11 protein-coding genes are annotated in these 13,394 nt (G+C 72.1%); 5 read left to right on the top strand and 6 right to left on the bottom strand.

Annotated features, from left to right (window positions below):
- Nucleotides 1-74 precede the first annotated feature (74 nt).
- The 6 genes from hpf to mtnA all read right to left on the bottom strand — a co-directional run bounded on the left by hpf (nt 75) and on the right by mtnA (nt 7,282).
- Nucleotides 75-767 (bottom strand): ribosome hibernation-promoting factor, HPF/YfiA family, encoded by a 693-nt coding sequence (gene hpf, locus PJ985_RS18020; protein WP_443033514.1) that lies wholly within the window; start codon nt 765-767, stop codon nt 75-77.
- A 269-nt stretch (nt 768-1,036) separates the two neighbouring features.
- Nucleotides 1,037-1,732, bottom strand: coding sequence for a ComF family protein (locus PJ985_RS18015; protein WP_271684844.1), 696 nt, complete (start codon nt 1,730-1,732; stop codon nt 1,037-1,039).
- A 164-nt stretch (nt 1,733-1,896) separates the two neighbouring features.
- Nucleotides 1,897-3,729, bottom strand: coding sequence for an LpqB family beta-propeller domain-containing protein (locus PJ985_RS18010; protein ID WP_271684843.1), 1,833 nt, complete (start codon nt 3,727-3,729; stop codon nt 1,897-1,899).
- On the bottom strand, nt 3,716-5,509 hold the full coding sequence (gene mtrB / locus PJ985_RS18005; RefSeq protein ID WP_271684842.1) for an MtrAB system histidine kinase MtrB: 1,794 nt from the start codon (nt 5,507-5,509) through the stop codon (nt 3,716-3,718). The genes PJ985_RS18010 and mtrB overlap by 14 nt, the downstream gene beginning before the upstream one ends.
- Before the next feature lies 1 nt (nt 5,510).
- Nucleotides 5,511-6,188 carry a two-component system response regulator MtrA gene (gene mtrA / locus PJ985_RS18000; protein WP_271684841.1) on the bottom strand — a complete coding sequence of 226 codons (678 nt, stop codon included), beginning with the start codon at nt 6,186-6,188 and terminating at the stop codon, nt 5,511-5,513.
- Nucleotides 6,185-7,282 carry an S-methyl-5-thioribose-1-phosphate isomerase gene (mtnA, locus tag PJ985_RS17995; protein ID WP_271684840.1) on the bottom strand — a complete coding sequence of 366 codons (1,098 nt, stop codon included), beginning with the start codon at nt 7,280-7,282 and terminating at the stop codon, nt 6,185-6,187. Before mtnA ends, mtrA begins: the two co-directional genes overlap by 4 nt.
- A 106-nt stretch (nt 7,283-7,388) precedes the next feature.
- Between mtnA and PJ985_RS17990 the strand changes: the two genes are divergently transcribed.
- The 5 genes from PJ985_RS17990 to PJ985_RS17970 are packed head-to-tail and all read left to right on the top strand — an operon-like array spanning nt 7,389 to nt 13,027.
- Complete coding sequence (locus PJ985_RS17990) at nt 7,389-8,696, top strand: glycerophosphoryl diester phosphodiesterase membrane domain-containing protein (RefSeq protein WP_271684839.1); 1,308 nt, start codon at nt 7,389-7,391, stop codon at nt 8,694-8,696.
- 4 nt (nt 8,697-8,700) lie between these two features.
- A complete protein-coding gene (locus tag PJ985_RS17985) occupies nt 8,701-9,396 on the top strand; it encodes a DUF4129 domain-containing protein (protein WP_271684838.1) in 696 nt (231 codons plus the stop codon).
- Nucleotides 9,393-10,742 carry a DUF4350 domain-containing protein gene (locus PJ985_RS17980; RefSeq protein ID WP_271684837.1) on the top strand — a complete coding sequence of 450 codons (1,350 nt, stop codon included), beginning with the start codon at nt 9,393-9,395 and terminating at the stop codon, nt 10,740-10,742. Before PJ985_RS17985 ends, PJ985_RS17980 begins: the two co-directional genes overlap by 4 nt.
- A complete protein-coding gene (locus PJ985_RS17975; RefSeq protein ID WP_271684836.1) occupies nt 10,739-11,704 on the top strand; it encodes an AAA family ATPase in 966 nt (321 codons plus the stop codon). The genes PJ985_RS17980 and PJ985_RS17975 overlap by 4 nt, the downstream gene beginning before the upstream one ends.
- Before the next feature lie 12 nt (nt 11,705-11,716).
- Complete coding sequence (locus PJ985_RS17970; RefSeq protein WP_271684835.1) at nt 11,717-13,027, top strand: DUF58 domain-containing protein; 1,311 nt, start codon at nt 11,717-11,719, stop codon at nt 13,025-13,027.
- The last annotated feature ends 367 nt before the right edge of the window (nt 13,028-13,394 follow it).

Genomic DNA, 13,394 nt, shown 5'->3' with positions numbered 1-13,394 from the left:
CATGACAACGTCCTTGACCGGATCCATGATCCGGCCAAGGACGTTACCCGCGCGGGGAAGCGCTCCGGGCGGTTTCAGCCGCCCAGTGCCCCGCCCGCGCCCTGCGGTGCCCCCTCGGCGAGCGGGTCCGCCTCAAGGTGAATCACGCCGTAGTCGTAGGCGTGCCTGCGGTAGACCACACTGGGCTGCTTCGTCTCGCTGTCCACGTACAGATAGAAGTCGTGGCCGACCAGCTCCATCTCGTAAAGCGCCTGGTCCAGCGACATGGGAGCGGCGGTGTGCGTCTTCTCCCGTACGACGAGCGGCCCCTCACCCTCGACCTCCAGCGGGCCCACCCTGCTGCCGGCCGCGGAGTCCTCGGCGGCGGGACCGGGAGACAACTCGCCGTTCCCGTTCAGCTGCGCCGCGTCGGGCACCACGAGGGAAACCTCGCTGGCCGGGATACGCCCCTTGCCCCGGCGCGACTTCCGCTTGTCGTGCTGCCTCCGAAGGCTGGACTCGAGCTTTTCGACCGCGAGGTCCAACGCCCCGTACGGATCGGCGGCGGCGGCTTCCGCCCGGATCACCGGGCCGCGGTGCCGCAGGGTGATCTCGACGCGGTCGGACCGCTCGGCCTGCCGGGGGTTGGGTTCTCTGGACACCTCCACGTCGACGCGGATGACCTTGCCGTCGATCCGCTGGATCTTGTCGAGCTTCAGCTTCTCGGCCACGTGCTTCCGGAAGCGCTCCGGCACCTCTGTCTTGCGGCCTTTGACGACGATGTCCACGCAGAACTCCGTTCCCGGATCACTCCGCCGGACGGCGGAGTGCATCCCTTTGGTGCAAGGGGCCGGCGGGCCGGCCTTTGCCGGTCCCCCGACGCATCGGGTTGCGACTTTCACCTCCTCCTCCCCCAGGTCGGGAGGAACGACACCCCTGAGAAAGAGATGCCGAACAAAGTCACATAATCGCTACATGGGGGGTTGTATGGGGTGATTCCACTGGTTACTGATGCCCTTCCTTCGAAAGTACCTCCATCAGCCGACGCCTGGCACCCCTACCACCACGTACACCACCCTTCCGTCTCCCGGGGAGCTGCGATGACCGCGGCACCCCGGACCCCGTACCGTGCCGCCCGCAGTGCCCTTACCGCCTCCGCCAGCGAAGCTCCTGTTGTGATCAGATCATCGATCACCACGACCGGGCCGACCAGGGGCCATTCGGCCCGGTCCGCGACGAACGCCCCGCTGACATTGCGGAACCGCTCCCCGGCGCTCAGACCCGCCTGGTCACTCACCCGACGGCGCCGGCGCAGAGCGGGAAGCACCCGGGCCATCCGCCCGGCCCCGCGCAGCCCCACCGCCGCGGCGTGGGCGATCCGGCGGACGGGATCGTGCCCTCGACGTCCTGCCGCTGCCCGGCCCGACGGCACCGGGACCAGCTGCAGCACCCCCGTGGCGGGGCCGGCGGCCGCCAGCACCGCCGGGAACAGCGCCTGCCCCAGGGGAGCGGCCAGCGGCAGGACACCTCTCTCCTTGTGCGCGAGAAGCACTGCCCGGACCTGGTCGGCGTACTCGGCGCAGGCGTGCACGGGCGGCAACCCGGGCGGCTCCGGCCTCGGCCGGACCCTGCGGGCCCGCCCACTGCTCAGCGCTGCGCCGCACCGGGCACACAGCACGTCACCAGGGCTGCCGCAGCCCGCGCAGGCAGCGGGCAGCAGCAGTGAGCAGATCTCCCGCCACCAGTTCCGCATGCCCCCACCCTCACCGCACCAGGGCCCGGCACCACTGCCACCCCGCCCGGGCAGGCGCCACCCGGTCGCATTCGGCCATTTCCGGTCCGACCCTGCGCTCTTCCGGTCCGGGTCTGGTCACTTCCAGCTGGAAGTGACCAGACCCGGACCGGAAGAGCACGGGCTCAGCCGGGGTAGAAAGGTCCCGAGCCTCCCTGGCTGAGGATCTTCCAGTTCGCATCGTGCTGCAGCCGGGCGATGCCGTCCTTCGCCTCGGCGAGCAAGGGCTGCTCCTCCTTCTCCGAGGCAGCCACTCCGATCACGTCACTCAGCCCTTGCAGGCTCGGCGTGTTGACGGCGGAACCGTCCGTCGACACGTACTGCATCCGCTCCACGCCGTCGACCGGACGGCCGACCACCACCAGCCGGCTGCCGCCGGCCCAGGAGGCGGCCATCACCTCCTCCAGCTGCGGAGCCACGGCCCGCAACTGGTCGACCGAGACCTCCGGCTCCGGGCCGGTGCGCTCGATACGGCCCAGCTGCAGGGTGGTGTTCTCTCCGCGGCTGACCAGCATCGCGATCCGCACCCCGTCGGGGGCCACCCGCAGCGACTCGATCCGCTGCCCCGGCTTCAGCCCCCGGACCTCGACCTCCCGCGGGACGGCGATGCCGCCCAGGCTGCGCAGCAGCCGCGGCCGGTCGGGGTCCCGGTCGGTGAACCAGAGGTCGCCGAGGCCGTCCCAGGACGGGGCGCTGAGTCCGGCAGCCGGCTCCTCCTCCGCACTGACGTACACCGGCTCCGACAGCGGCTCGGGCCCGGCCAGCGAGTTCACCAACAGCATCCGGCCGTCCACCGTCACACCGGCGGCCAGCTGCTCGTCACGGCTGACCGCGGCCGACCGGAGCACCGCCTCGCCCTGCCCCAGCGCCCCGGACACCGGCCGTGCCTCCTCGCCGTCCTCGCGGACCGAGACCAGCCGGGCGTCCTCGTCGAGGAAGTACTGCCGGCTCTGCTCGCCGTCGAGGAGTCCCGGAGCCCGCGACCGGCTCTCCTGGTGGGTCTGCGCGCACAGCTGCCGGCCGCCCGGTGTCGCCAGCCGCACCTCGTTCAGCTCGATGGACCCGAGTTCGTTCACGGTGTGCAGGACCTGGGCAGCCATCCGTTCACAACGCGCGGTGGTGGTGTCCACCGATACCCCGCTCAGCCGGACCGTGAGCACCCCGGCGTCGTCAATGGCCGCCGGTTCCCCGGCCGGACGGGCCCCGGCCGGGAACTCGGACCGGGTGACGGGAGCCAGCCAGTCACTCGGACCGGCGATCAGCGCGGCCACCGTCTCGCCGACCAGGTCCACTCGTTGACGCAGGTAGATCGGGTCGGGGACCAAGACGTCGTGCGCCTCGCGCGGCGTGACGGGTACGGGGCCCGGCTCCGCGTAGTAGAACGTGTTCACCGAACGGTAGATGCGACGGAAGTCGGCCTCGCCCACCACCAGCCCGTCGGGAAGCGTGTCGATGCGCCACTCGTCGTCGACCTGCCGCAGCGTGAACGGCTCCTGGTAGTCGCCGGAGTCGGGGGCGTAGCCGTGATCCCGGTCGACCTGGGCCATCCGCACCCCGCTGACCTGGTACGTCAGGCCTTCTTCCGCCTGCACTTCCGGATCACCGGCCAGCGCCGCGAAGGTGGGCCCCTCCGCGAGCACGGTGGTGCCGGCGAACGGATCCCAGAAGCCCTGCGCGGTCGGCGTGAGGTACTCCCGGGCCGTCTGGAAATCGGCCTCGTCGCTGATGATGGCTTCCAGGAAGCCCCGGACGATCTCCTGCGGCGGTGCCTCTTCCTGAGGGCTGACCCCGAACACCCGGATCTGCGAATCCCCCTCGGCGCGCTGCGCCGAGTCGACCCGCCGGGCATCCCCGTCGGCCGGCATCGACGCACAGCCCGCCAGGAGGAGGGCGAGTGCGGCCAGGCCCGCCCGGCCGGCGTGCCGCACCCCGCGGCGGGGTCGGTCAGTGCTGCGCATGACTGTCCTCTTCCGACGGACCGGATCCGGCTGCCATGGCGGGGGTGGGCCGGGCCGGAAGGGCAGGGCCGGGCCGGGGCCCGCTGCGCGCGTCCTCCGGCTGCAGCGGGATCGGGGAGTCCCACAACGGGGTGCCGACCGCGGGGGGCAGAGTCAGCCGGAATTGGGCACCGCCGCCCGGCTCCCCCCACGCCTCCAGCCGACCACCGTGCAGACGGGCGTCCTCGACCGCGATGGACAGCCCGAGCCCGGTGCCACCGGTGGTCCTGGCCCGTGCCGGGTCGGCGCGCCAGAAGCGGTTGAAGACCCGCTCGGCCTCGCCGGGCCCGAGCCCTATGCCGTGGTCCCGGACGGCGACCGCGACCGCCCCGTGCTCTCCCGGGGCGGCAGCCAGCCGCACCACGATGTCCCGGCCCTCGCCGTGCTCGATGGCATTGACGACGAGGTTCCGCAGCACCCGCTCGATACGCCGCGGGTCGGCCTCCGCGATCACCGGCCGCTCTCCCCCGCGGACCAGCAGGCGGCTCCCCTTGCGCTCGGCGAGCGGCTCGGCACCCTCCATGACGCGGTGCACCACATCGCGCAGATCCGTGGCCTCGGCCTCCAGTGCCGCGGCCCCGGCATCGAACCTGCTGATCTCCAGCAGATCGGCGAGCAACGACTCGAACCGGTCGAGCTGGCTGAGCAGCAGCTCCGCGGAGCGCGCGGTGACGGGATCGAACTCGTCCCGGGCCTCGTGGATGACGTCGGCCGCCATCCGGACCGTGGTCAGCGGGGTCCGCAGCTCGTGCGAGACATCGGACACGAACCGCCGCTGCATCCGGGACAGCTCCTCCAGCTGCTGAATCTTCAGCTGGAGATTGCGGGCCATCTTGTTGAAGGACTCGCCCAGCCGGGCGATGTCGTCCTCCCCGCTCACCTTCATCCGCTCCTGGAGCCGGCCTGCCGCCAGCCGCTCGGCGATCCGGGCCGCCATCCGTACCGGAGTGACGACCTGCCGCACGACGAGCCAGGCAATGGCCCCCAGGAGCACCACCAGGAACACCCCGGCCGTCGCGATGGTGCCCTTGACCAGGCTGAGAGACTTCTCCTCCTGGGTGAACGGGAAGAGGTAGTACAGCTGGTAGTGGTTGCCGTGGGTGTCACTGAGCCGCTTGCCCACGATGAGCGCGGCCTCGGAGCTGCCGTCCGGCCGCACGACCGTGCCGTACTGCCGGTGGGTCGCCGGATCGAGATCGACGGCCTCCCGCAGCTCCCGGGAGATGCTCTCCTCGGGCCTGATGTTCGGCGAGGCCCGAGGACCGCGCGGCACGACTGCCCCGTCGCCGCCGAGTGAGGGCGCGGAAAGCTGGGAGCTGAGCGCGACCACCGAATAGACCCCCTGGCCACCACTGGCCAGCTGCTCCACCATGGCCGTCAGCCACACGCTCGGGTCCGCCGTCAGACTGTCCACCGCATCCGGGTCGTTCCCGACGGCGGCCCGGTCCGCGGCCACCGCGAAGCCACCCTCGGCCTGACTCTGGGCAGTCTGCAGCTTGGCCTCCAGCAGACCGTTGCGCACCTGCCCGATGACCACCACACCCAGCACCAGCACCACCGCGAAGGACAGCAACAGCGTGCTGGCCACCACCCGCAGCTGCAGGTTGCGCCGCCAGAGCCGCAGCACCGGCAGCAGCGGGCCACGGGACCAGCGGCCGAATATCCGGATGGCGGGCTGGGCCCGGCTGCCCGTCGCCCCTTCGGGCAGCAGCCGGGGGCTCCGCCAGGACCGCTCGGTCACGTCAGCCGGATCCTGCTTTGTACCCGACGCCGCGGACCGTCACCACGATCTCCGGGCGCTCCGGGTCCTTCTCCACCTTGGAGCGCAGCCGCTGCACGTGCACGTTGACCAGCCGGGTGTCAGCGGCGTGGCGATACCCCCACACCTGCTCCAGAAGCACCTCACGGGTGAAGACCTGCCACGGCTTGCGGGCGAGCGCGACCAGCAGGTCGAACTCCAGCGGAGTCAGTGAGATCGCCTGACCGCCGCGCTTCACGGAGTGCCCCGCCACATCGATGACCAGGTCACCGATGGCCAGCTGCTCCGGCGCCGGCTCCTCGGAGCGGCGCAGCCGTGCCCGGACCCGGGCGACGAGCTCCTTCGGCTTGAACGGCTTCACGATGTAGTCGTCCGCACCCGACTCGAGGCCGACCACCACGTCCACCGTGTCGCTCTTCGCGGTGAGCATCACGATCGGTACGCCGGACTCCCCCCGGATCAGCCGGCACACATCGATGCCGTCGCGGCCGGGCAGCATCAGATCAAGCAGTACGAGATCCGGTTTGATCTCCCGGAAGGCAGCCAGCGCCTTGTCACCGTCCGCGACGAACGAGGGCTCGAAGCCTTCGCCGCGCAGCACGATGCCGAGCATTTCCGCCAGAGCGGTGTCGTCATCGACGACGAGAACGCGTCCCTTCATGCCTTCATCATCCCATTACCTGATCGTGACTCCGACAAACGTGACCTGGAACACAACTGCGCGAGACTTGCGCGGTCCACCGGTGAGGCCACTCCGTGTTCCGTGACCACCGCCGTCAGCAGGGCGGGGGGCGTCACATCGAAGGCCGGGTTGTACACCCGTGTCCCCTCCGGAGCCACCGGCGCCCCGGGAGCCCACTCTGTCACTTCCCGGGCCGCACGCTGCTCGATCTCGATACCCGAGGCGTCCGGGGTGTCGGGATCGACCGTACTCACCGGTGCCACCACGATGAACGGTACCCGGTGGTGTGCTGCCAGCACCGCCAATGGGTAGCTGCCCACCTTGTTCGCCACCGATCCGTCCGCGGTGATCCTGTCGGCCCCGATCAGGACCGCGTCCACCTCCCCGGCCGCGAACAGCGAACCGGCGGCGCTGTCCGGCAGCAGCGTATGCGGCATCCCCTCCCGGGCGGCCTCGTAAGCGGTCAGCCGGGAGCCCTGCAGCAGTGGCCGGGTCTCGTCCACCCACAGCCGGCGCAGCGCCCCGGCCCGGTGCACGGCCCGGACCACGGCCAGCGCGGTGCCCCCGCCGCCCGAGACCAGGGTTCCGGTGTTGCAGTGGGTAAGGAGGCGGTGGCCGTCGGCCTGCGGCAGCAGATCGGCGAGCAGCCGGGCACCGTGCCCGGCCATCAGCTCGCTGGCCCGTGCGTCCTCCCGGTGCAGAGCCCGCGCCTCGTCCAGGGCTGCCCGTGCTCCCGGCCCGGCGTTGCCGCCGCCCGCCCGGTAGGCGGCCAGGGCCCGACGCACGCCGTAGCCCAGGTTCACCGCGGTCGGGCGGGCACCGGACAGCTGCCGGGCCGCCTCCTCCACGTCCGCGCCGCGGGCCGCGGCCAGCGCAACGCCGTAGGCCCCCGCAAGACCCAGTACCGGTGCTCCGCGAACTGCCAGCCGACGGATGGCATCCACCAGCGCGGGGACGTCCCGGCACTCCAGTTCCACTTCCTGGGCCGGCAGCAGCGTCTGATCGAGCAGCACCACTTCCGGGCCGTCAGGAGATTCGGCCCAGCGCAACGCTGGGAGACTCTGATCAACCATTCGAACAGTCTGCCTCTCCGCCCGCGGTCGGCACAGACGTCACACCGAACACGAAGAAGACAGGGCCGTGGCACGATGGGCCCCAGGATGCCGTGAAGGAGCGAGAATGAGCGACTCACCGGGCTGGGCCTCGCCCGGGTCACCCCAGCCGGAGAACGACCCGAACGCCTCGGGCTCGCCCGAACGCCCCCGTCTGGACAAGGACGCTCCCCCGGACGCCGGAGCTCCGCAGGACCGGGCACCGCAGGGCTGGAGCGCGCCGCCCCCCGGTGGTGACCCGGCTCAGCCCGGTCCGCCCGGCTGGAGCGGCGGAGGCCAGTACGGTCAGCCGGGTCAGTACGGTCAGCCGGGTCAGTACGGTCAGCCCGGCCAGTACGGGCAGCCCGGCCAGTACGGTCAGCCCGGCTGGAGCGGCGGGCAGCCCGGCTGGGGAGGCGCTCAGCCCGGCTGGGGACGGGGGGCGTATGCGGCGAAGCCGGGAGTCATCCCGCTCCGGCCGCTGGCCGTCGGCGAGATCCTGGACGGCGCGGTGTCCACCGCCCGCGCCCACTGGCGCACCGTCCTGGGCATCTCCCTCGGCGTCGCCGTCGTCACTCAGGTGATCTCACTGCTCGCCATGCGTTACTGGCTCAGCGACAGCTCCGGCATGGCGGCCCTGGAGAACAACCCGGAGCCGACCAACGCCGAACTCCGGGCGGCCATGGGCGATCTCTTCGCCTTCGGCTCGGTCACCGGCATCATCACCCTGCTCGGCACCGTCCTGGCCACCGCAATGCTCACCATCGTCGTCAGCCGGGCCGTGCTCGGCCACAGCGTCACCATCGGCGAGGCATGGAACGACTCGCAGGGCCGCCTGCTACGGCTTCTCGGTCTCGTGCTGCTGGTCCCGCTCGTCGGCGTCGCGGCCTTCGCACTGCCACCGATACTCGGCGCCGCCACCGGCAATGGTGCTCTGCTCGCTGTCGGCTTCCTGATCGGCATCCCGCTCGCGATCTGGGTGTGGGTGCGGTTCTCACTCGCCGCGCCCGCCCTGATGCTCGAGCGCCAGGGAGTCTTCGCCGCGATGGGACGCTCCTGGAAGCTCGTGGGCGGCTCCTGGTGGCGCATCTTCGGTATCCAGCTGCTGATCATGGTGCTGGTCGTGATCGTGGCCGGCATCATCGAGTTCCCGGCCGGCGTGATCGCCGGACTGGTGGCCGACGACGGCGGCATGTTCGGCCCCACCATGGCTTCCATGAGCTGGTCCTACCTGACGATCATCGGCATCGGCTCGATCATCTCCTCCACCATCACCCTTCCCATCAGCGCCGGGGTGACCGCGCTCCTCTACATGGACCAGCGGATCAGGCGGGAGGCCCTCGACCTCGAGCTCGCCCGGGCCGCCGGGATCGATGAGCCCCGCACGGGATACTGACGCCGTGGCGGAGCCGCTGCCGGCGCCACCTGACCCGGTCCTCCTGGTGCAGGACGACACCGGGCCCCCGGTCGTCATCGACCGGGGGCCCGCCCAGGAGGAAGCCGAGCGCGAACTGTCCCGGGAGCTGTACACCCAGCACGAGCCAGGGCTGTTCCGCAGGATCTTCGACTGGGTCTGGGACCGGGTCCTCGAACTGCTCGATTCCGCAGTCGTGCTGGTCCCCGGGGGCTGGCTCGGGCTGCTCCTCATCGTCGCCGCGGTCCTCGGCCTGCTCATCGCGCTCCGCATGCGGCTGGGCTCCACCCGCTCCGCACGGCGCGGCGGGAAGGAACGGATCTTCACCGAGCAGCCACGCAGCGCCGCCGGACACCGGGCAAACGCCGACGAGCACGCTGCTGCCGGCCGCTGGGACCAGGCCGTACAGGAACGTATGCGGGCCCTGGTCCGCGGACTGGAGGAGCGGACCCTGCTGGACCCCAGCCCTGGCCGCACCGCCGATGAGGCGGCCACCGAAGCCGCCCGGTCCCTGCCCGCGCTGGCCGACGGGCTGCGCGCCGCCGCTCGCACCTTCGACGCCGTCACCTACGGCGGCCGGCACGCCACCGCGGCCGATCACCATCGGCTGCGTGATCTCGACGAGCAGACCCGGCGCAGCAGGCCGGACCCCGCGTACGCAACCCAGGGAGCCCCACGGTGACCGCGCCCGCCGGTACCGGCCCGGACACCACCGCACCCGCCGGCGCGGACAGTACCGCCGGGACCTCTTCCGGGGCCTCTTCCGGGAGCTCCGACAGCAGCGCCGTCTCACCCGGCGCCCGGGACGTCTGGCTGCGCAGCCGTGGTCTGCTCCTCGCAGCCGTGGCCGTCGTCCTCGCCGGCTTCGTGATCGCCCTGCTGCGCAGCGGTGAGAACGGCTGGCTGCACCCGGACGCGGCCACTCCGCTCGGCAGCCGGGCCGTCACCGAGCTTCTCGCGGACCGGGGGGTGGAAACCACCCTGGCCACCGGGGTCGAGGAGGCCGCCGCTTCGGCCGGACCCGACACGACCCTGCTCGTCGCCCTCCCGGAGGCCCTCACTCCGGGCCAGCGGGAAGCCCTGTACGAGGCCACTGCGGACAGCGGCGGCCGTACCGTGCTGGTCACTCCCGGCCAGGCGACCCTCGATGTGTTCGCGCCGGCCGCCCGGCTGGAAAGCCCGGTGGAGCCGGAAGTGCGCGAACCGGGCTGCGAGGCCGAGGACGCCCGGCGGGCGGGCAGCGCCGAGCTGGGCGGCTTCCGCTACCAGCTGCCGGACACCGGAACGGCCTGCTACCCGGCCGGCGGTCTGCCGACCTTGGTGACCCTCCCGGCCGGTGACGGCGACACCGTGCTGCTCGGCAGCCCGACCCTGCTCCACAACGAGAACCTCGCCGACCACGGCAACGCCTCCCTGGCTCTCCAGCTCCTCGGCACGCGCTCACAGCTGAGCTGGTACCTGCCCTCGCTGGAGGACATGCCCGCGCCGGAGGACGAACAGAGTTTCGTCGAGCTCCTCGATCCCGGTTGGAAATGGGGGGCGCTCCAGCTGGTCATCGCCACGGTGCTCGCCGCCCTGTGGCGGGCCCGGCGGCTCGGCCCCGTGGTCACTGAACGGCTTCCGGTGACCGTGCGGGCCGCCGAGACCACCGAGGGCCGGGCCCGGCTCTACCACCGGGCCGGCGCCCGGGACCGCGCCGCGGAAGCACTGCGCACCGCGAGCCGGGACCGTCTCGCCTCTCTGGTGGGTCTGGCGCAGGCCGCACACGACCCCGAGGTGCTGCCCGCCGCGGTGGCCGCCCGGACCGGCGGGAGCACCACCGACGTCCGCGCGCTCCTCTTCGGGCCACCGCCCGCGGACGACACCGCGCTCGTCGGGCTCGCCGACCGCCTCGACGCCCTGGAGCTGCACCTCCGACCCGCCGGCCCCCCGCCCACCGCATCACCCGCAGAGACCGGCCTCCGGAACCTGCCGGACTCCCCGGACTCCGGCCCGTTCCCCCTCCGAGACAAGGACAGCAGCTCGTGACCGCTCCCACCGCCAGAAGCTCGCACGCCGCCCTGGAGGCCCTGCGCGGCGAGATCGGCAAGGCTGTCGTCGGCCTGGACGCCGCCGTCACCGGCCTGGTCGTCGCCCTGCTCTGCCGCGGCCACGTGCTGCTGGAAGGGGTGCCGGGCGTGGCCAAGACGCTCCTGGTCCGGGCCCTGGCCGCCTCGCTCAACCTGGACACCAAGCGGGTTCAGTTCACCCCTGACCTGATGCCGAGCGACATCACCGGCTCGCTGATCTACGACACGCGGACCGCGCAGTTCTCCTTCCAGCAGGGCCCGGTGTTCACGAACCTGCTGCTCGCCGACGAGATCAACCGCACCCCGCCGAAGACCCAGGCTTCCCTGCTGGAAGCCATGGAGGAGCATCAGGTGTCGGTCGAGGGCAGTGCCCGGCCACTTCCCGAACCCTTCCTGGTCGCCGCCACCCAGAACCCGGTCGAGTACGAGGGCACCTACCCGCTGCCCGAGGCCCAGCTGGACCGGTTCCTGCTCAAGCTGAACCTGCCACTGCCCTCCCGCGAGCAGGAGCTCGACGTGCTCCGGCGGCATGCCGAGGGCTTCAATCCCGGCGATCTGGCCGCTGCGGGGATCCGCCCCGTGGCCGGGCCCGCCGAGCTGGAGGCCGCGCGGGAAGCCGTCTCCAAGGTCGCGGTGAGCCCTGAGATCACCGGCTATGTGGTGGACGTGTGCCGCGCCACCCGGGAATCCCCCTCGCTTTCGCTGGGGGCCTCCCCGCGCGGCGCGAAGGCCCTGCTCAGCACCGCGCGAGCCTGGGCCTGGCTCTCCGGCCGGGACTTCGTCACCCCGGACGATGTGAAGGCGCTGGCGCCTTCCACGCTCCGGCACCGGGTCCGGTTGCGGCCCGAGGCGGAGATGGAAGGCGTCTCCGCGGACAGTGTGATCAGCGGCATCCTGGCCCACGTTCCCGTCCCCCGCTGAGAGCCGGCGTTCATGGCACTCACCGGACGCACCGCTCTCCTCGCCGCGCTGGGAGCTCTTGTCGTCGCGCTGCTGCCCGGCTGGCACGGCGTGCTCACCGTCGCCCTGGTCCTGCTCGCGGCGGTTGTTCTCGACCTCGCGCTGGCGGCCCCGGTGCGGACGCTGCGGTTCTCCCGCAGCGGCACGACCACGGTCCGTCTCCACGAGGAGGCGCCGGTCGAACTGACCGTCAGCAACCCGTCGGGCCGCCTGCTGGTCGCCGATCTCCGCGACGCCTGGCCTCCGAGCAGCTGGCAGCCGGGCACGGCGTTCGATGCCTCCCGGCACCGCGTCAGGGTGCCCGGGGGTGAGCGCACCCGGGTCACCACCACTCTGTGTCCCACCCGTCGCGGTGACCACGAGGCGGTACGGGTCACCGTCCGCGCGTACGGGCCGCTGGGGCTGGCCGCCCGCCAGGGCAGCCACGAGGTTCCCTGGACGGTCCGGGTGCTGCCGCGCTTCGGCAGCCGCAAGCATCTCCCCTCGAAGCTGGCGCGGCTGCGCGAGCTGGACGGCCGGACCTCGGTCCTCACCCGTGGCGAGGGCACCGAGTTCGACAGTCTCCGGGAGTACGTGCCGGGCGACGATGTCCGTTCCATCGACTGGCGGGCCACTGCCCGGCAGACCACTGTGGCCGTCCGCACCTGGCGGCCGGAGCGCGACCGTCACCTGCTTCTGGTGCTCGACACCGGGCGCACCTCCGCCGGCCGGGTCGGTGATGTGCCGCGGCTCGACGCGTCGATGGACGCCGCGCTGCTGCTGACCGCGCTCGCCTCGCAGGCCGGCGACCGGGTGGACCTGCTCGCGTACGACCGTCAGGTGCGGGCCCGGGTACGGGGACGTACCGGGGCGGAGGTCCTGCCGGCCGTGGTGCGGGCGATGGCTCCGCTGGAGCCGGCGTTGATCGAGACGGACACCGGGGCGCTGGCCGCGGCGACGCTGGCCGGTGCCCCCCGGCGCTCGCTGATCGTGCTCTTCACCGGTCTGGACACCGGAGCTGTCGAGTCCGGTCTGCTGCCGGTGCTCCCCCGGCTCGCTCTCCGGCACACGGTGATCGTGGCTGCTGTCGGCGACCCCCGGATCGAGGAGATGGCCCGCAAGCGGGGCAGCGTGGAGGCCGTGTATCAGGCGGCCTCGGCATCCCGGTACGAGGCGGAACGACAGCACACGGTGGCCCGGCTCAAGGCGCACCGGAACGTCACGGTGGTCGAGGCACCGCCCGAGGATCTCGCGCCGGCGGTCGCGGACGCCTACCTGGCGCTCAAGACGGCCGGGAAGCTCTGAGCCTGCCGTTCACGGTTCCGGCCCGAAGGGGGGCTCGAACGTGGGTCGCTGACCTGGCACTGCGCAGGACGTGTGGGCGGCCCCGACTTGATCATGTGCTCCGGTCAAGGGCGCAGGTGACCGGACCCGGGGCCGTGAGGTGCGTGTGCTGCCACAGCCGGACAAGCGGAGGCCACCGGTCCGACGGAACAGTGCGGTTCAGCCAGGAAGGGCTACGGTCAGGTCGGCCTCGACGAGCTGTCCGCCGAGTCCCTCGGAGGTGTCCCGGGGCCGGGCACGAGGCAGTACTGCTCACCCGTGATGACGGGCTCCTGGCAGGTCCGGGGGTGGGCGAGCTGTCCTGGGGCCGGGGGGAGGAAGCCCTGGA

Source organism: Streptomyces sp. ACA25 (assembly GCF_028200735.1).
Taxonomy (GTDB): Bacteria; Actinomycetota; Actinomycetes; order Streptomycetales; family Streptomycetaceae; genus Streptomyces.
The sequence above is the reverse complement of the archived record's forward strand: the minus strand, read 5'-3'. Positions and strand labels throughout refer to the sequence as shown.